17 protein-coding genes and 1 tRNA gene are annotated in these 17,870 nt (G+C 64.5%); 10 read left to right on the forward strand and 8 right to left on the reverse strand.

Annotated elements, in window-relative coordinates:
* Positions 1 to 33 precede the first annotated feature (33 nt).
* Genes nadA through nadC form a run of 3 tightly spaced genes read left to right on the forward strand, consistent with a single transcriptional unit; the run spans position 34 to position 3,486 of the window.
* On the forward strand, positions 34 to 1,086 hold the full coding sequence (gene nadA, locus CLN94_RS08695) for a quinolinate synthase NadA (protein WP_096433243.1): 1,053 nt from the start codon (positions 34 to 36) through the stop codon (positions 1,084 to 1,086).
* A 2-nt stretch (positions 1,087 to 1,088) separates the two neighbouring features.
* On the forward strand, positions 1,089 to 2,639 hold the full coding sequence (locus tag CLN94_RS08700) for an L-aspartate oxidase (RefSeq protein ID WP_096433245.1): 1,551 nt from the start codon (positions 1,089 to 1,091) through the stop codon (positions 2,637 to 2,639).
* A gap of 1 nt (position 2,640) precedes the next feature.
* Positions 2,641 to 3,486 (forward strand): carboxylating nicotinate-nucleotide diphosphorylase, encoded by an 846-nt coding sequence (nadC, locus tag CLN94_RS08705; protein ID WP_096433247.1) that lies wholly within the window; start codon positions 2,641 to 2,643, stop codon positions 3,484 to 3,486.
* 3 nt (positions 3,487 to 3,489) lie between these two features.
* Here nadC and CLN94_RS08710 read toward each other — a convergent pair whose 3' ends face one another.
* From CLN94_RS08710 to rsfS, 6 genes are all read right to left on the reverse strand, one after another.
* Positions 3,490 to 3,978, reverse strand: coding sequence for an RNA pyrophosphohydrolase (locus CLN94_RS08710; RefSeq protein ID WP_096433249.1), 489 nt, complete (start codon positions 3,976 to 3,978; stop codon positions 3,490 to 3,492).
* A gap of 10 nt (positions 3,979 to 3,988) precedes the next feature.
* Complete coding sequence (locus CLN94_RS08715) at positions 3,989 to 5,353, reverse strand: S41 family peptidase (protein ID WP_096433251.1); 1,365 nt, start codon at positions 5,351 to 5,353, stop codon at positions 3,989 to 3,991.
* Positions 5,354 to 5,365: 12 nt separating this feature from the next.
* Positions 5,366 to 6,499, reverse strand: coding sequence for a murein hydrolase activator EnvC family protein (locus tag CLN94_RS08720; protein ID WP_096433253.1), 1,134 nt, complete (start codon positions 6,497 to 6,499; stop codon positions 5,366 to 5,368).
* Positions 6,496 to 8,019, reverse strand: coding sequence for a 2,3-bisphosphoglycerate-independent phosphoglycerate mutase (gene gpmI / locus CLN94_RS08725; RefSeq protein ID WP_096433255.1), 1,524 nt, complete (start codon positions 8,017 to 8,019; stop codon positions 6,496 to 6,498). Before gpmI ends, CLN94_RS08720 begins: the two co-directional genes overlap by 4 nt.
* A 129-nt stretch (positions 8,020 to 8,148) precedes the next feature.
* Positions 8,149 to 8,616: a 23S rRNA (pseudouridine(1915)-N(3))-methyltransferase RlmH gene (gene rlmH / locus CLN94_RS08730; protein WP_096433257.1), complete on the reverse strand. Its 468-nt coding sequence runs from the start codon at positions 8,614 to 8,616 to the stop codon at positions 8,149 to 8,151.
* Between the two features lie 3 nt (positions 8,617 to 8,619).
* Positions 8,620 to 8,976, reverse strand: coding sequence for a ribosome silencing factor (rsfS, locus tag CLN94_RS08735; protein WP_096433259.1), 357 nt, complete (start codon positions 8,974 to 8,976; stop codon positions 8,620 to 8,622).
* Between the two features lie 440 nt (positions 8,977 to 9,416).
* Here rsfS and leuC point away from each other — a divergent pair, with 440 nt between their 5' ends.
* The 4 genes from leuC to CLN94_RS08755 all read left to right on the forward strand — a co-directional run bounded on the left by leuC (position 9,417) and on the right by CLN94_RS08755 (position 13,679).
* Positions 9,417 to 10,844, forward strand: a complete 1,428-nt coding sequence (leuC, locus tag CLN94_RS08740) for a 3-isopropylmalate dehydratase large subunit (protein ID WP_096433261.1) — start codon at positions 9,417 to 9,419, stop codon at positions 10,842 to 10,844.
* 89 nt (positions 10,845 to 10,933) lie between these two features.
* Positions 10,934 to 11,539, forward strand: coding sequence for a 3-isopropylmalate dehydratase small subunit (gene leuD / locus CLN94_RS08745; protein ID WP_096433263.1), 606 nt, complete (start codon positions 10,934 to 10,936; stop codon positions 11,537 to 11,539).
* A gap of 302 nt (positions 11,540 to 11,841) precedes the next feature.
* Positions 11,842 to 12,642 carry a hypothetical protein gene (locus CLN94_RS08750; RefSeq protein ID WP_342744540.1) on the forward strand — a complete coding sequence of 267 codons (801 nt, stop codon included), beginning with the start codon at positions 11,842 to 11,844 and terminating at the stop codon, positions 12,640 to 12,642.
* Positions 12,528 to 13,679 (forward strand): endonuclease/exonuclease/phosphatase family protein, encoded by a 1,152-nt coding sequence (locus CLN94_RS08755; protein WP_096433265.1) that lies wholly within the window; start codon positions 12,528 to 12,530, stop codon positions 13,677 to 13,679. The genes CLN94_RS08750 and CLN94_RS08755 overlap by 115 nt, the downstream gene beginning before the upstream one ends.
* On the opposite strand, the gene CLN94_RS08760 is transcribed toward CLN94_RS08755, so the two are convergent.
* Positions 13,676 to 14,557, reverse strand: a complete 882-nt coding sequence (locus CLN94_RS08760; RefSeq protein WP_096433267.1) for a Rossmann-fold NAD(P)-binding domain-containing protein — start codon at positions 14,555 to 14,557, stop codon at positions 13,676 to 13,678. The two genes, CLN94_RS08755 and CLN94_RS08760, sit on opposite strands and share 4 nt — an antisense overlap.
* Positions 14,558 to 14,773: 216 nt before the next feature.
* Between CLN94_RS08760 and leuB the strand changes: the two genes are divergently transcribed.
* Positions 14,774 to 15,880 (forward strand): 3-isopropylmalate dehydrogenase, encoded by a 1,107-nt coding sequence (gene leuB / locus CLN94_RS08765; RefSeq protein ID WP_096433269.1) that lies wholly within the window; start codon positions 14,774 to 14,776, stop codon positions 15,878 to 15,880.
* A gap of 139 nt (positions 15,881 to 16,019) precedes the next feature.
* Positions 16,020 to 16,096 (forward strand) — tRNA-Pro (locus tag CLN94_RS08770).
* 1,072 nt (positions 16,097 to 17,168) lie between these two features.
* Here the strand turns inward: CLN94_RS08770 and CLN94_RS08780 are convergent.
* Positions 17,169 to 17,396 (reverse strand): hypothetical protein, encoded by a 228-nt coding sequence (locus CLN94_RS08780; RefSeq protein WP_096433273.1) that lies wholly within the window; start codon positions 17,394 to 17,396, stop codon positions 17,169 to 17,171.
* 327 nt (positions 17,397 to 17,723) lie between these two features.
* Here CLN94_RS08780 and CLN94_RS08790 point away from each other — a divergent pair.
* A partial coding sequence (locus CLN94_RS08790; RefSeq protein WP_143598895.1) for a transposase occupies positions 17,724 to 17,870 on the forward strand: 147 nt, incomplete at its 3' end.

Here is a 17,870-nt window from a genome sequence, read left to right on the forward strand (position 1 = left end):
CCCCCTGTTCCGGGTTTTACGGGGGGACTGCCCATGCTGGACCTGACTGAAATGCGCTCGAACCTGGCCGAGACCTTCGATCTCGCGCCGTCGATGACGCTGGCCGAAGAGATGCGCGACATCCACGCACGGATGGATCGCGTCATCCCGCTGCCGGATTTCGCGCGCTACGCGCCCTATATCCGCGAGATCAACCGTCTCAAGCGCGAAAAGAACGCGGTGATCCTTGCGCATAACTACATGACGCCCGAGATTTACCATGGCGTGGCCGATGTCGTGGGCGACAGCCTCCAGCTGGCCATTGAGGCGACCAAGGTCGAGGCCGAGACGATCGTGCAATGCGGTGTGCATTTCATGGCCGAGACCTCGAAGATCCTGAACCCCTCGAAGCGCGTCCTGATCCCCGACATGGCGGCGGGTTGCTCGCTGGCGGAGTCGATCACCGCCGAGGGTATCGCCGAGATGCGCGCGAAATATCCGGGCGCGCCGGTGGTGAGCTACGTCAACACCACGGCCGAGGTGAAAGCCGCCTCTGACATTTGCTGCACCTCGTCCAACGCCGCGCAGATCGTCGCCGCGATGGAGAGCGACACCGTCATCATGACGCCCGACCAGTATCTGGCGCAGAACGTGGCGCGCGACGTGCCGCAGAAAAAGGTCGTCTGGTGGGCGGGCTCGTGCATCGTGCACGAACAATACACCCCGGCCGACATTAACGACTTCCGCGCGCTGCATCCGGGCGTCGAGATCATCGCGCATCCCGAATGCCCCCCGAACGTGGTCGAGGCCTGCGATTTCTCGGGCTCCACCTCGGGCATCATCAAATACGTGGCCGAGCACAAACCCAAGCAGGCGATGCTGGTCACCGAATGCTCGATGGCCTCGAATATCGCCGACGCCCTGCCCGAGGTCGAATTCATGGGCCCGTGCAACATGTGCCCCTACATGAAGAAGATCACGCTCGAGAAAATCCTGTGGTCGCTGCACACCGGCCGCGAAGAGGTGATCGTCGATCTGGCCGTGGCCGAAAAGGCGCGCGTCGCGGTCGAGCGGATGATCGACCTGTCCAAGAAACTGGGCCTCTGATCGTGATTGAGACCGATCGCGTCATCATCGTCGGTGCCGGTCTGGGCGCGCTTTATGCCGCGCTGAAACTGGCGCCGCGCCCGGTTCTGGTGATCTCGCCCGAGCATCTGGGCGAAGGCGCGTCTTCGGCCTGGGCGCAGGGCGGCGTTGCGGCGGCGATGGCCAAGGGCGATACGCCGACAAGCCACGCGGTTGATACCGTCAATGCGGGCGCAGGCACCGTCGACCCCGAGATCGCGCGGATGGTCACCGCCGAGGCCGCGCAGCACATTCTTGATCTGACGACGCTCGGCACGCCCTTCGATCGCGATGCCGGGGGTGGCTATGTGATGTCGCGCGAGGCGGCCCATTCGGCGGCGCGCGTGGTGCGGGTCAAGGGCGATCAGGCCGGGCGCGAGATCATGCAATCGCTGATCGGTGCCGTGCGGCAAACTCCTTCGGTGCAAGTGGCCGAGGGCGTTCTGGCCTCGGGGCTCGAGGTGCAGAACGGCACCGCAACCGGCGTCTGGCTTGAGAAATCCGGCGCGCCCTCGGGGCGTGTTCTGGTGCGGGCGCCCGCTATTTTGCTGGCGGGCGGTGGCTCGGGCGGGCTGTTTGCCGTGACGACGAACCCCCCGCGTATCCGTGGTCAGGTGATCGGCATGGCGGCGCGCGCGGGCGCCCGCATCGCCGACCCGGAATTCGTGCAATTCCACCCGACCGCCATTGCGACCGGCGAAGACCCCGCACCGCTGGCGACCGAGGCGCTGCGTGGCGAAGGCGCGGTTCTGATGAACAACCGTGGTGAGCGGTTCATGCTGGCCGTCCATCCCGATGCCGAACTGGCACCGCGCGACATCGTTGCCCGCGCTGTCTACCTTGAACGGCAAGAGGGCCGCGCGCCGGTTCTCGATACCCGCGCCGCACTCAGCGCCGAGGTGCTCACGCGCTTTCCGGCCGTGGCCGAGGCCTGCACGCGCGCGGGCATCGACCCCTCGCAACAGCCGATCCCGGTCGCGCCCGCCGCGCATTACCACATGGGCGGGATCGACACCGATGCGCATGGCCGCGCGAGCCTCGACAATCTCTGGATCTGCGGCGAGGCCTCGTCGACGGGGCTGCACGGTGCGAACCGGCTGGCCTCGAACGGGCTTCTGGAGGCGCTGGTCTATGCCCGCATCTGCGCGCTGGGCATCGCCGAAAAGCTGGGCCGCATCCACGAAGCCCCTGATGTTACGCTGGAATTTCCGACTGGCGGAGAGGTCGTCGATGAAGGCGCCGTGAACCGCTTGCGTCAGGCGATGACCGATGGCGTGGGTGTCGTGCGCACGGCGTCGGGTCTGCGCAAGGCGTTGGCCACGATCGCCGGGATCGAGGCCGCCAACCCGCAAGAGGCGATGCGCAACATGACCGCCACTGCCACGCTGATCGCCGCCGCCGCGTTGATGCGCGAGGAAAGCCGCGGCGGCCATTACCGCTCCGATTTCCCGCAGGCCGATCCGGCGCAGGCGGAGCGCACCCATATCACTTTGGCCGAGGCGCTGGAGATCCGCGCCAAGGCGCTGGAGGGCTGAGATGAACGCCACGCTTCCCGATTTCATCCTTGAACCGCTGGTCCGCGCCGCGCTGACCGAAGACCTCGCGCCGATGGGCGATGTCACGACCCGCGCGGTGATCCCGCCGGGCACGCGCTATACCGCCCGGCTGAATGCGCGCGAGGCGGGCGTGGTTTCGGGGATGCAGATCGCGGCAATGGCGTTCCGGCTGGTCGATTCGGGCCTGAAGGTTGACACGCTCGTGGCCGATGGCAGCCCCTGCACGCCCGGCGATGTCTTGATGACGATCGAGGGCGATGCCGGCGCGATCCTGATGGGCGAGCGCGTCGCGCTGAATTTCGCGGGCCGCCTGACCGGGATTGCGACGAAAACCGCAGGCTTCGTGGCCGAGACCCGCGGCACCAACTGCAAGATCACCTGCACGCGCAAGACCACGCCGGGCCTGCGCGCGGTGGAAAAGCTGGCAGTGCTGCATGGTGGCGGCTCGAACCACCGTTATGGCCTCTCGGATGCGATCCTGATCAAAGACAACCACATCGCGGCCGCGGGCGGCATTACCGCCGTGCTGAGTGCTGCGAAGGCCGCGCGCAGCCACATGATGCGCATCGAACTGGAGGTCGACCGCCTCGATCAGCTCGAAGAGGCACTGTCGGTTGGCGGGGCTGATGTGATCTTGCTCGACAACATGGACACGCCGACGCTGATCCGCGCGGTCGAGATCACCGCCGGGCGCGCCGTGCTGGAGGCCTCGGGCAATATGAAGCTGGAGCGTATCGCCGAAGTGGCCGCGACCGGGGTGGATTACATCTCGTCGGGGGCGCTGACGCATTCGGCGCGCACCCTCGATCTGGGGCTCGATTTCTGAGCCTCAGTCGAAGTGCTGGCCAAAGGCGTCGAACACGGCCTCGTAGACCGAGCGTTTGAACGGCACGATCTTTTCCACCACGTCGCGATACGGCATCCAGGACCAGACCGAGAATTCGGGATGCTCGGTCTGGATGTTCACCTGCGCATCTTCGCCCAGATAGCGGAACAGGAACCATTTCTGCCGCTGCCCGCGATAGCGCCCCTTCCAGATCTTGCCGACCAGTTCATCGGGCAGATCATAATTGATCCAGCCCTTTGTTTTATCGACAAATTCAACAAGATCCTTGTTGATCCCGGTCTCTTCCCAAAGCTCGCGCAGCGCGGCCTTGCGGGGCTTTTCGCCCTCGTCGATCCCACCTTGCGGCATCTGCCAGGCGGCGCCCGGATTGTCGATGCGCTGACCGGTAAAGATCAGCCCGTCGCGGTTCATCAGCACCACGCCCACGCAGGGGCGATAAGGCAGCGCCTCGATCTCGTCACGCGTCAGCATCGCGAAGCCCTTATTCCGCCTTCGCCGGTTCGGCAGCCGCAGGAGCCTCGGGCGCAATCGCCGAAAGCCCACGCAGGATGTCGAGCGCATAGGCGAGCTGATAGTCATCCTTGCGCAGCTTGGCGGCGTCTTCGGCCCGCTTGCGTTCTTCCTCGGCCTGACGCAGCTCGTCTTCGGTCATCGAGTCATTGGTGATCGCGCCGCGCAGATCCGCCTCCGAGCGGCGATCGTGCGGCGCCTCCTCCTCGGCTTCGGGCGTGGCTTCGCGCGGCGGCTGCTCGACAAAAATGTCGGGCGAGATGCCAAGCGCCTGAATCGAGCGGCCCGAGGGCGTGTAATAGCGCGCGGTGGTCAGGCGCATCGCGCCCTCGCCCCGGATCGGCATCACCGTCTGCACCGAGCCTTTGCCAAAGCTCTGGGTGCCGACAACGATGGCGCGGCGATGATCTTGCAGCGCGCCGGTGACGATTTCCGAGGCCGAGGCCGAGCCGCCGTTGATCAGCACGACCATCGGTTTTCCCTGCGCCAGATCGCCCGGCTCGGCGTTGAAACGCTCGCTTTCCTCGGGGTTGCGGCCGCGGGTAGAGACGATCTCGCCCTTGTCGAGGAAGGCGTCCGACACCGCGATCGCCTGATCCAGAAGACCGCCGGGGTTGTTGCGCAGGTCGATCACGAAGCCCGCCACCTGGTCGATGCCGCCAGCCTCTTCCACCTGCTTGTCGAGCGAGTCCTTCAGCACCGGATAGGTCTGATCGTTGAAGGCGCTGATCCGCAGCACCACGACCTTGCCCTCAAGGCGCCCGCGCACCACGGTCAGCTTGATCGTGTCGCGGATGATCGAAACGTCGAAGGGCTCGGGCGTGCCTTCGCGCACCACGGTGATCACGATTTCCGAGCCCACCGGCCCGCGCATCATGTCCACCGCCTGATCGAGCGTCAGGCCCAGCACGCTTTCGCCATCGACCTGGGTGATGTAATCGCCCGCCTGAATGCCCGCAGCCGCAGCCGGGGTGCCATCCATCGGCGAAACGACCTTGACCAGCCCGTCTTCCTGCGTGACCTCGATGCCGAGCCCGCCAAAGGTGCCGCGCGTCTGCACTTTCATGTCGTCGAAATCGTCGGGCGGCAGGTAGCTCGAATGCGGATCGAGCGAGCTGAGCATGCCGTTGATCGCGGCCTCGATCAGGTCCTTCTCGTTGACCTCCTCGACATATTGCGCGCGGATGCGCTCAAAAATATCGCCAAACAGGTCCAGCTGTTCATAGACCGAAGTCGGCTTTGCCGCCTCTTCTGCCAGCAACGGGGCCGCGAATTGCGCCGCGATGACGGCGCCCGCGATGGTGCCGCCCATCGCCGCGAAGAGAAACTTTTTCATGCCAAACCTGCGTCAGTCTTTCGTCTGCGCGAACCACCCGCTTGGGTCTACGGGCTTGCCGCTTTGTCTAAGTTCCAAATAAAGCGTTTCCGTTCGCCCTGCGCCACCGCCAAGTTGCGCCGCTCGTACGAATTCCGCCCCGAATTCATTCGCGCCGGGTTCAACGCCCCCCATCAGCCCGACCGCGTCGCCCGCATTGAGGACGTCGCCGGTCTCACCATAGACCGTCCCCAGCCCTGCCAGAACCAGAAGATAGCCTTCTGCGGGCTCGAGGATCATCACATTTGCGTAGTCGAGCAGCGGACCGCGGTAGCGAATGGTCGCAGGCCAGGGCGTGCGCACCAGCGCGGCGGGCGCGGTGGCGATCACAAGCCCCGGACGACGGATGCCCGCGGCATCGGCCTCGCCCGCGCGGCGCAGCACCGCGCCCAGAACCGGTAGCGGCAGCGACCCTTTGGCGGCGTCGAAATCCTCAAGCGGCGCGCCGATGTCAGTATCAAGCTCCGAGAGGCCAAGCGCGAAACCTTCGAGCGTGTCGGCGCTTTCGACCAGACGGCGCAGATCCTCGGGCTCGTCGATATAGCGCCCGGGCAGCGCGGTGCGTTCGGCCACGGCCTGGCTCAGCGCGGTGCGCGCCTGCTGCACCGATTTGAGCCCCGCATTCAGCACCCGCGCCGCATTTTCCTGCAGGTCGCGCAGCGTCTGGATTTCGTTCAGATCGACATGCAGCGCCTCGGCCTCGGCCTGAAGCGCGGGCGTCACCGAGGACAGCACCATGCCCGAGCGTGCCGAGCCTTCGGGTCCCGCTGGATGCAACAGCAACAGCGGCCCGTCCGAGCGCTCCATCGTGCTCATCACGCCCAGAAGCCGGCCGATTTCCTCGCGCTTGGCGTCGAAACTTTCACGGATCTCGCGCTCGCGGATGGCCGCGCGGCGCAACCCGTCGCGCAGCGCGCCCAGCCCGGTTTCATAGGCACCAATGGTCTCGGTCAGCGCCTCGACCTGGTCGGCCTTGGTCTGCGCGGCCTCAAGTGCCCCGATCGCCGCGCGCAAATCGTCTGCGGCCTGCAGCGCGCTATCGGCAGCGGGGCTTGCCAGCACCGCCCCGGCCGAAAGCAGAAAGGCTGCGAGCGCGGCGCGCATCAGCCCCGCACGATCAGGGTTTCGCCGGTCATTTCCGGCGGCTTCGGCAGGTTCATCAGGTCAAGCAGCGTCGGCGCGATGTCCGCCAGCCGCCCCTTGCGCAGGCTCACCCCCGCCGGCCCGCCAATCAGGCCCACCGGCACCAGATTAGTGGTATGCGCGGTATGTGGCCCGCCGGTTTCCGGGTCGATCATGGTTTCGCAATTGCCGTGGTCCGCAGTCAGGATCATCGCGCCCCCGGCCTTTTCCAGAGCCGCCAGAACCCGGCCCAGATCGCGGTCGATCTCTTCGCAGGCAGCGATCGCGGCGGGCAGGCTGCCGGTATGGCCGACCATGTCGGGGTTGGCGAAATTCACCACGATCAGGTCATAGCCATGCTCGATCGCGGCGATGAAACGGTCGGTCACCTCGGGCGCCGACATCTCGGGCTGGAGGTCATAGGTCGCCACTTTCGGCGACTTCGGCATGAAGCGATCCTCGCCGCTCTCGGGCGTTTCCTTGCCGCCGTTGAGGAAGAAGGTCACATGCGGATATTTCTCGGTCTCGGCCAGGCGGTATTGCGTAAGCCCTTGTTTTGCGACCCATTCGCCCAGCGTGTTGACGATCTCGCGCTTGGGATAGGCGGTGGTCATATAGGCGTTGTGGCCTTCGGAATACTCGACCATGCCCAGCATCGCGGCCCAGGCGGGGCGGCGACCGGTATCGAACTCGGCAAAGCCCGGCTCGCCCAGCGCGCGCAGAATCTCGCGGGCGCGGTCGGCGCGGAAGTTCAGGCAAAAGAACCCGTCGCCGTCCTTGGCGCCGGCAAAGCCGTCGATCACGGTGGGGGCGATGAACTCGTCCATCTCCTTCAGCGCATAGGATTGCGTGACCGCCGTCACCGGGTCGGGCGCAGTTTCGCCCTTGGCATGGACCATCGCCTCATAGGCGCGGCCCACACGCTCCCAGCGGTTGTCGCGGTCCATCGCCCAGTAGCGGCCGATCACCGTGCCGACCTCGCAGCCTTCGGGCAGGCGCGCGACCAGTTGCTCGACGAAATGGCGGGCGCTGTCGGGGGCGACATCGCGCCCGTCGGTGATCGCATGCAGGACCACCGGCACGCCCGCGCCCGATATCATCTTGCAGGCCGCCAGCACGTGCTCGATATGGCCATGCACGCCGCCATCCGAGACCACACCCATCAGGTGCGCCGCCCCGCCCGAGGCCTTCAGCGCCGCGATAAACTCGAGGATCGCCTCATTCTGGAAGAACGCGCCATCCTCGATCGCGAGGTCGATCTGGCCAAGATCCATCGCCACCACGCGCCCCGCGCCGATATTGGTGTGGCCGACTTCCGAATTGCCCATCTGCCCGGTCGGCAGGCCGACATCGGGCCCGTGCGTGATCAGCGTCGCCTTCGGACAGCTCGCCCAGACCTTGTCGATATTCGGCGTCTGCGCCAGCGCGGGCGCGTTGCCCTCGGTCTCGGCGCGTTCGCCCCAGCCATCGAGAATGCACAGAACAACGGGTTTCGGGGTGGTCATCGGGGCCTCCAGACAGTGTTGCCCCCTCTTACGCGCCTGTCACGCGCGCGGCAACTCCGCGCCCGGCCCGATAGCGCAATCTTGTTTCATCGAGCTGGAAATACTCCGGGGTTCGGGGCGGAGCCCCGATTACACACGGTGATAGGGCGTACCCGCGATAATCTGCCCGGCGCGATAGATTTGCTCCGAGAGCATCACCCGCACCAGCATATGCGGCCAGACCATCTTGCCGAAGGAAATCGAGTAATCGGCCCTGGCGCGCAGCGCGGGGGCGATCCCGTCGGCGCCGCCGATGACAAAGGCCACATCGCGCGCGCCATCGCGCCAGCCGGCCAGCTTCTGCGCGAAATCGGGGCTGGAGATCACCTCGCCGCGCTCATCGAGCGTGACCAGCACGGCACCGGTGGGCAAGGCGCGCTCAATCAGCGCAGCCTCTGCTTCCATGCCAAGGTTCTTCTTGTCCTCGACCTCGATGATCTGCGCAGGCCCCAGCCCAAAGCTGCGGCCCGCCTTGTTGAAACGGTCGAGATAGTCGTCGATCAGGCTCAGCTCGGGGCTCTTGCGCAGCCGCCCCACCGCCACCACCGTGATCTTCATTGATCAGACCGGGGCGCCCGAGGGCATCCACATCTTCTCGAGCTGGTAGAACTCGCGCACTTCGGGGCGGAACACGTGGACGATCACGTCGGCGGTGTCGATCAACACCCAGTCGCCCTGCTCCTTGCCCTCGATGCGGCATTGCCGCCCGAAGTCTTCCTTCAGCCGTTCCATCAGCTTTTCGGCGATGGCGCCGACCTGACGCGAGCTGCGGCCCGAGCAGATCACCATGTAATCTGCAATCGACGAACGCCCGCGCAGATCGATGGTCACGATCTCTTCGGCCTTGTCATCTTCGAGAGAGGAGATCACGCGTTCCAGAATCTGGTCGCTGGTCGGCTCCGTGGCGGTAGCGCTCATTGAAGCCTCCGGTGATGCCGCATCGGCGGCAGAATGCTCAGACAGGACATAGTCCTCCAGGGGTTGCGCGCCGCTCCCGCCCCGGCGCAGGGCATGATTTCAAGGTAGCACTCGTGTCACGAAATCTCAACGACCGGGCCACCGTATCCCGCCCCGGTCGTTGAAACCGCGCGGATTGTCAAGCATGCAAGCCTTTCGGGGGCCGGATTTCCTTGCGGGACTCAGTTCAATCCCCTATATCGCGCCCCATGATGAGCTTGTTCGACATGGATGACCGCGCCCGCCTGCGCGAGCGGTTCTACGGCGAAAGCCGTTCCATCCTCGCCCGACTTTGATGTCGGCGCGGGGGCGAAGCCTTCGTCCCTGTCGCCCGGCGCGGCCCCTTCATCGGCGCCGCCCGACCGCCAGAATTCCAACAGCTATCCGAAAGTGAGAGAGCCATGTCCGCTCCCAAAACCCTCTATGATAAAATCTGGGATGCCCACGTCGTTTCCCAAGACGAAGACGGCACCTGCCTGCTCTATATCGACCGCCACCTGGTCCACGAAGTGACCTCGCCGCAGGCTTTCGAAGGCCTGCGCATGGCGGGCCGCCCGGTGCGCGCCCCCGAAAAGACCATCGCCGTGCCGGACCACAACGTTCCGACCACGACCGACCGCGTCTCGGGCGTGATCGCCAACGAGGAAAGCCGCATCCAGGTCGAGGCGCTCGACAAGAACGCCAAGGATTTCGGCATCAACTACTACCCGGTGAACGACATCCGTCAGGGCATCGTGCATATCGTCGGCCCGGAACAGGGCTGGACCCTGCCCGGCATGACCGTCGTTTGCGGTGACAGCCACACCGCGACCCACGGCGCCTTTGGTGCGCTGGCGCACGGCATCGGCACCTCGGAAGTGGAGCACGTTCTGGCCACCCAGACGCTGATCCAGAAGAAATCGAAGAACATGAAGGTGGAAATCACCGGCAAGCTGCGTCCGGGCGTCACCGCCAAGGACATCACGCTGGCGGTGATCGGCGCCACCGGCACCGGCGGCGGCACCGGCTATGTCATCGAATATTGCGGCGAAGCGATCCGCGATCTCTCGATGGAAGGCCGCATGACCGTCTGTAACATGGCGATCGAAGGCGGCGCCCGCGCCGGTCTGATCGCGCCGGACGAAAAGACCTTTGAATACGTGAAAGGCCGCCCGCACGCCCCGAAAGGCGCGCAGTTCGAGGCCGCGCTGCACTGGTGGAAGACGCTTTACACCGACGAGGGCGCGCATTTCGACAAGGTCGTCACCCTGAAGGCCGAAGAGATCGAGCCGGTTGTGACCTGGGGCACCTCGCCCGAGGACGTGCTGCCGATCTCGGGCGTCGTTCCCGCCCCCGAGGATTTCAAGGGCGGCAAGGTCGAGGCTGCGCGCCGCTCGCTGGATTACATGGGGCTGACCCCGGGCCAGAAACTGACCGACATTCAGATCGACACCGTCTTTATCGGGTCCTGCACCAACGGCCGCATCGAAGACCTGCGCGCCGCCGCCGAGATCCTGAAGGGCAAAAAGATCAAGGACGGCATGCGCGCCATGGTCGTTCCGGGTTCGGGCCTCGTGCGTGCGCAGGCGGAAGAAGAGGGCCTCGCCCAGATCTTCATCGACGCCGGTTTCGAATGGCGCATGGCGGGCTGCTCGATGTGCCTCGCGATGAACCCCGACCAGCTGTCGGAAGGTGAGCGTTGCGCCTCGACCTCGAACCGCAACTTCGAGGGGCGCCAGGGCTACAAGGGCCGCACCCACCTCGTCTCGCCCGCGATGGCGGCGGCGGCGGCCCTCACCGGCCACCTGACCGACGTGCGCGAGATGATGGCGGAATCGGTTGACGCCTGAGCAATGAAATCCCGGGTTCGGGGGAATTTGGCAACGTGTAGGAAACACGGCCGGAATTGCCCCGAACACAAGATATAGGGTCCAGAAAGATGGAAAAATTTACCAAATTCACCGGGATCGCGGCGCCCATGCCGCTGGTCAACATCGACACCGACATGATCATCCCGAAAATCTTCCTCAAGACGATCAAGCGTTCGGGCCTCGGCGTGAACCTGTTCGACGAGATGCGCTATGACCGCGAAGGCAACGAGATTGCCGATTTCGTGCTGAACAAGCCGCAATACCGCGAAGCCTCGATCCTGATTGCGGGCGACAACTTCGGCTGTGGCTCGTCGCGCGAGCACGCGCCCTGGGCGCTCGCCGATTTCGGCATCAAGGTCATCGTTTCGACCTCCTTCGCCGACATCTTCTTCAATAACTCGTTCAAAAACGGGATGTTGCCGATCGTCCTGCCGCAAGAGCAGGTCGATATCCTGATGAAGGATGCCGAGAAGGGCTCGAACGCGCGGATGACCGTGGATCTCGAAAGCCAGGAGATCACCACCTCGGACGGCACCGTGATCAAGTTCGACGTCGATCCCTTCAAGAAACACTGCCTGCTGGAAGGCCTCGACGATATCGGCCTGACGCTGGAGAAGGCTTCGGCGATCGACAGCTTTGAGACGCAGATGGCGCAAGCCCGTCCGTGGATCTGATCAGGGGGCCCTTAGTGGCATTAACCCTTTGAAACACAATATATTGGCCGCCTGTCTAGGCGGCCTTTTTTTTGCACCAATTTTGATGCAACTCCGCACCAGTTCCTCCCCGAAATGGCCGGAAACCCATCGTTAGTCTTAAGAATACATTGCCACGACTGATGAAAGTGGGCAAATTCATGGCAAGAATAAGGCAGTCCGCCACAATTGGCGAGAAAAGCAAGAATAGTCGGGGTGCGGACGCGCCGCAACCGATGCAGGCAAGGGGCAGCTCTGTGTTTTCACGGCTGGTAGGAGCGTTGGTGCGCGCGGTCCTGGTGATGTTCGTCATCGCCGTTCCCTCGCTGATGCTTCAGGGCGTGACCGCTGACACGGCGCAAATCGTTGCTCTGGTTGCCTTTTTTGCCGGCGCGCTGACTTTCTTCGAATATGCCTCCGTCTATCCCGGCCTGATCGAGTTTCGGGACGCGCCGCCCTTCAACCGGATCCGCTTCATCGCGCTTCTGCTGACGGTGTGGCTGCTGTCGGTGGTGGTGCAGTCGAGCTACGAGACCTCGACCCTCACCCGTTTTGTCAGCGTTCTGGGCGGTGCGATGGCGCGCTCTGTGGACCTGCCCTTTAGTCCCGTGCGCCTGCTGCAGATGATGCTGCCCGGAGATGCCAGCCCCGAGCACCTCTCGCAGGTGCGCACCGCTGCCGGCATCGCCTATATGATCTCGTTGATTTCGCTCGCGTATTTCGTGGTGATCCTGCGGACGCTGGGCTGGCCGCATTCGATCGGCGGGTTCAACGTCTGGGTCAACCTGCCGACCTTTGACCCGACCGCCGGTGGCGACGTGGTCGGGCGCCTGCGTCGCGATGGCATGTTCAACATTGTGCTTGGGTTCTTGCTTCCCTTCGTCATTCCGGGCTTGCTGAAGGCGATTTCGTCGAGCTTCGCCATGGTGACGCTTGAAAACCCGCATACGATGATCTGGACGGTAACGGCATGGGCATTCCTTCCGGCAAGCCTCTTCATGCGCGGCATCGCGATGGGGCGGATCGCCAGCATGATCGAGGAAAAGCGGCGGCACAGCGAAGTCTCCGAATTTATCCCGGCCTGATCGCGGCGCTGTTCTGGGCGCTGCCTGCCGGGGCCGAGACCCTGCGCATCGCCAGCTTCGACCCGGAGCTGAGCCGCAAGGGGCCGGGGCTTCTGCTGCAAGACATTCGAAAGCAAGATGCCCAGGTCGAGGCCGTTGTCGCGGTGATTTCCGAGACGCGTCCGGATATCCTTCTGCTGACCAACTTCGATTGGGACCACGAAGGGCTGGCGCTGGCGGCCTTCGAGGCGCGTTTGCGCGAGGAGGGTCTAGATTACGGCTATAGTTTCGCGCCGCGCCCGAATGCGGGGCTGGAAACCGGGCTTGATCTGGATGGAAACGGCGCCACCGGCGAGCCGCGTGATGCGCAGGGCTATGGCCGGTTCACCGGCGATGGCGGGCTGGCGCTTTTGTCGCGGTTGCCGATCGACGCGGCGGGCGCGCGCGATTTTTCCGGATTTCTCTGGGCTGACCTGCCTGATGCGCAGCTCGACGGTGCGGGGCTCTCGGATACCGCGCGCGCGGCACAACGGCTCTCGAGCACCGCGCATTGGGATGTGCCCTTGCGCCTGCCGGGCGGCGAGGCGCTGCACCTCTGGGCCTTTGCCGCGACGCCGCCGCTTTTTGACGGGCCCGAAGACCGAAACGGTCGGCGCAACCATGATGAGGCGGCGTTTTGGCTTCGCTATCTTGACGGAGATTTACCTGTGCAGCCGGCGGCCGAGCGCTTCGTTCTGCTGGGCAATTTCAACACCGATCCGGTGGATGGCGAGGGTCGCCGCGGTGCCCTGACGGCCCTTCTGGCCGACCCGCGGCTGCAAGATCCCGCGCCGCGCAGCGCAGGCGGCGCGCTGGCCGCCAACCCCGATCAAGCCGGAGATCCGGCGCTGGATACGGCAGCGTTCGGCGGGAATTCGGGCAACCTCCGGCTCGACTACGTGCTGCCCTCTGCGGGGTTGGAGGTGGTCGATGCGGGCGTTTTCTGGCCCGCCGAAGAGGGCATCGCCACGCAGGCTTCGCGCCATCACCTGGTCTGGGTTGATATCGCGCTGCCCTAGCTGGCCGGGATCATACCGCGCCGCCAGAGGTGTTCGAACACGATCCGTTCCAGCGGCTTGGCCTGAAACTCCGGGAACAGGGCGACAAAGTTACTGTCTTCGAAATCCTGTTCCTGATCAAAGAGATAGCGCGTCTCCAGCGCTTCACGCGCGGCGTTGCGCCAAAGCGCGGTCAGCCGCAGCACCGCCCAGGGAAAGCGCGCGATATCCATCTTACGCCGGGCCTGGCGCTGCACCTCGTCGGCCAGCTCGCGGGTCGAGAACCGCGTGCCCGGAAAGCCCAGTTCCAGAAAACCGGGCATGGTGTCGGCGGTGTCGGCAAGCCCCATCGCGATCTCACAGTAGTCTTCGATATCGGCATGGACGCGGGGCAGGTCGGGCGGGCCGGGTGCGATGATCCGCCCGCGCTCCACCTCGCTCAGGATCAGCCGGTTCAGAAGCGGATGCGGGCTTTCGGCCATCACCAGCTCGCCCGCGCGCAACAGCACGATCGTGCGATCCAGTTCGGCGGCCTTGTCGCGCAGCCGGGCCTCCATCACCGCCAGTTGCCGGCCCAGATCGCAGCAAGGCGCGTGCGGTGTGGCGATGGTCCAGGGCGCGGGCGCCTTGCCGTAAACCAGCAGGTCGCCGCGCTGCAGGATCGAGGCGCCGTTCTGCCCCGCCGCCGCCAGCATCGCATGGGTCAGCTCGCTCATCCCGGCGCGGCGGGCCTCGGCGGGGTCGAGCGCATTCACGATCCAGCGCACACCGCGCGCCGCGATCACCATGTCGGAGCCGGGATGATAGCGGTCGGCGTTCCAGCCAGCCTGCCGGAATCCCCGCGCCAGGGCGGCGCCCAGAACGCCCTCCGCCCCCAAAATCAGCACCCTGTTCGACATCCTGCCTCCGACCCTTTTGTTTTGCCCCATGTTAGGCCGGGCGCCGGTGAAGGCGAGACTTTCCGTGCGCGGAAACCGCAGGCGCGCGAAACCCCGCCGATCCATCGGCGAGGCCCCGCCAATCACCGTGGCGGGGCGGCTTTCGCTTGGCCGCGCTTGACCCCGCGCCGCCCTTTGGATAGGCCGCTTGCAACCCTTTTTTCGTTGGAGATACCCATGGCCAATCCTTCCATTCTCATCCTCCCCGGCGACGGCATCGGCCCCGAAGTCATGGCCGAGGTGAAAAAGATCATCTCGTGGTATGGCGACAAGCGCGAGCTGGCGTTCGACGTCAGCGAAGACCTCGTGGGGGGCGCGGCCTATGACGTGCACGGCGTTCCGCTGGCCGACGAGACGATGGCCAAGGCGCAAGAGGTGGACGCGGTGCTGCTGGGCGCCGTGGGTGGGCCGAAATACGACGTGCTCGACTTCTCGGTGAAGCCCGAGCGCGGCCTGCTGCGCCTGCGCAAGGAAATGGACCTGTTCGCCAACCTGCGTCCGGCGCAATGCTTCGACGCGCTGGCCGATTTCTCGTCGCTGAAAAAGGACGTGGTCGCCGGGCTCGACATCATGATCGTGCGCGAGCTGACCTCGGGCGTCTATTTCGGCACGCCGCGCGGGATCTTTGAAGAGAACGGCGAGCGTTACGGCGTCAACACCCAGCGCTACACCGAGAGCGAGATCGAGCGCGTCGCGCGGTCGGCCTTCGAGCTGGCCAAGCGTCGCGGCAACAAGGTCTGCTCGATGGAGAAGGCCAACGTGATGGAATCGGGCATCCTGTGGCGCGAAGTCGTCCAGCGCGTCCATGACGAGGAATACCCCGAGGTCGAGCTGTCGCACATGTATGCCGACAACGGCGCGATGCAGCTGGTGCGCTGGCCGAAGCAGTTCGACGTGATCGTCACCGACAACCTGTTCGGCGATATCCTCTCGGATTGTGCGGCGATGCTGACCGGCTCGCTGGGCATGCTGCCCTCGGCCTCGCTTGGCGCGCCGATGGAGAACGGCCGCCCGAAAGCGATGTACGAACCCGTGCACGGCTCGGCCCCCGACATCGCGGGCCAGGGCAAGGCCAACCCGATCGCCTGCATCCTCAGCTTCGCGATGGCGCTGCGCTACTCGTTCGACCAGGGCGACGAGGCGACCCGCCTCGAGCAGGCAATCGAGAAGGTGCTGGCCGATGGCGTGCGCACCGCAGACCTGATGGGCCCCGAGGGCGGCACCCCGGTCTCGACCGCCGAGATGGGCGACAAGATCATCGCGGCGCTCGACGCCTCGCTCTGATCCCCGGTCTTTCCGGTTCAACGGCGCGGCTCTGTCCGCGCCGTTTTTCTTTGCCTTGGGCGAAGTTCGCGAAAGCGGAGTTTTCTCTGCAAACCCTCTTGCAAAAGGCGCCCAAGGAGTCTAATCCCCCGCGCACGGTCGGAGCGTAGCGCAGCCTGGTAGCGCACCTGCTTCGGGAGCAGGGGGTCGGAGGTTCGAATCCTCTCGCTCCGACCAATTTTCCCGCTAGTTAGAATCGCTTAACCACCCCTGGCAGGGTGGCAGGTGGCGTTTGGACCTATTCAGTAAGCAAATAGCTAGCAAAGCAGGTCGCCTGACGACTCACGTGTAATTTAGTTGGCTTGAATGCGTGACTTAGCCGGAGCCTACGAGTCCTCTGCGCTGAAACTCGCGAAAGATCGGCCGTTGGTAAAGGTATTTGGTCGTATCAAAGTTGAAGACACCGCCGCGACATGATCTGATCCCGTTGTCTCGAAATGCTATGTACAGGCGAACTATAGTGTCATGGTCCCACTTGTAACCCGCCTCATGGTACAACAAGCATAAGTCCGTTGAAGCAGAGACAAACTCGTTTGAGTAGGTCGTAGCCCAGCTACCCGGCCCATGGTGACTTGGAAGGTATTCGCCTGACCACTTCGCGCACGTGGCAATGAGGTCCGCCTCTCGTTTTAACTGACCCTTGGAAAATTCCTTCATCTGCATCTCGTAAGGTTGTGGTTGCCCATAACATGGCAGAAATATTCACTGAGTACGAGTTGCACGAATCAACAGTAAAGCGCCCCGGACGCATGTCCCGAGGCGCTTCTACGGTTGCGAGCGACAAGGAGTAGTCACTGACGGCTGGCTCCGTTGGATTTACGAGGGACGGTTGCCTACGTCTTGCGCGGCTGGCGAGGCCGCGTGCCGCTGCTCTGCCACTCCTGCGGCAGCGGCTAGGGTGTTCGTCTCTGCCCCTTCGGGGGCGCTTTGCACTCGCCACACATCCTCACCCTGACCACATCGTCAGAGAAGAATGACGTCGAGCACCTCATGCAGATGCGCCAACCGACCATGCGGACGACGCGCGGCGGGTTGTGGTCAAGGTCGAGGACAGGTTCCCTTCGCTTGCATCCGTCAAACTTCCACTCCCTTGGTTCCCTGAACCCCGAGGCCTCCCTACCAGCGCCGTTTGCAGCGCGGGCTTTGCGGGTGCCCCCCTTACCCCCTTGGCCCGGTGCGGCCTGCGGCTGTGGGGGCGGCTGTAGCGGCGGCTCGCCCCGGCGCCATCGCACCAGCCAGTCGGGGTCCGTCACCGCCACAAGCGCCAGACCTCATCGCGTGCCCACCGCTTGAGGCAGGCCAGCACCCCGCCATTGCCGTTCTCGCCGAACATGTCCGTGCGGTCGAGGTTGTTCGCTTCAACCGACTCCCGAAACTCAGCCTCGAACTCGGGTGTCCCGAACCGCGCGATAGGATGGTTGTCACGCGCATCCTTCAGCGTCCTGGCCTGACGGAGGAGTTGGCGGGCGCTTGGCATGTGGTCAACCCTCGCCCTTCAACACGCGCAACGCTTCACCGAGGCGCAGCGCGGTGGCGAAGTTCGCGTCATTGCGGGCTTGCCGAAACTCGGCCTCTTCCAGTCGGCGCTGGTGCATAACCTTCTGTTCGTCAGGCGTGATGGTATTGTCGGGGTCATGGCGCGAGGTCTCGCGACGATAGGCCCGCCCGTTGGCATAGGTGATGTCGCCATCGTCACTGTGGTCATACCCGACTGGTCGTGCGTTTGAGTATGGGATGTGACCTGCCCCCCGCGAAATCCCTCACTTTAATGCAGAGTCTGCGCCAACTCTGAAGGAGCAGACACATGCGTAAGAGCCGTTTCATCGAGGCGCAGATAATCGGGATGATCAAGGAACAGGAGGCCGGGATGCCGACGGCTGAGGTGTGCCGCAGGCACGGCTTGAGCACCGCGACGTTCTACAAACTGAAGGCCAAGTATGGCGGCATGGAC

Source organism: Pseudothioclava arenosa (assembly GCF_002358085.1).
GTDB classification, from domain to species: Bacteria; Pseudomonadota; Alphaproteobacteria; order Rhodobacterales; family Rhodobacteraceae; genus Pseudothioclava; species Pseudothioclava arenosa.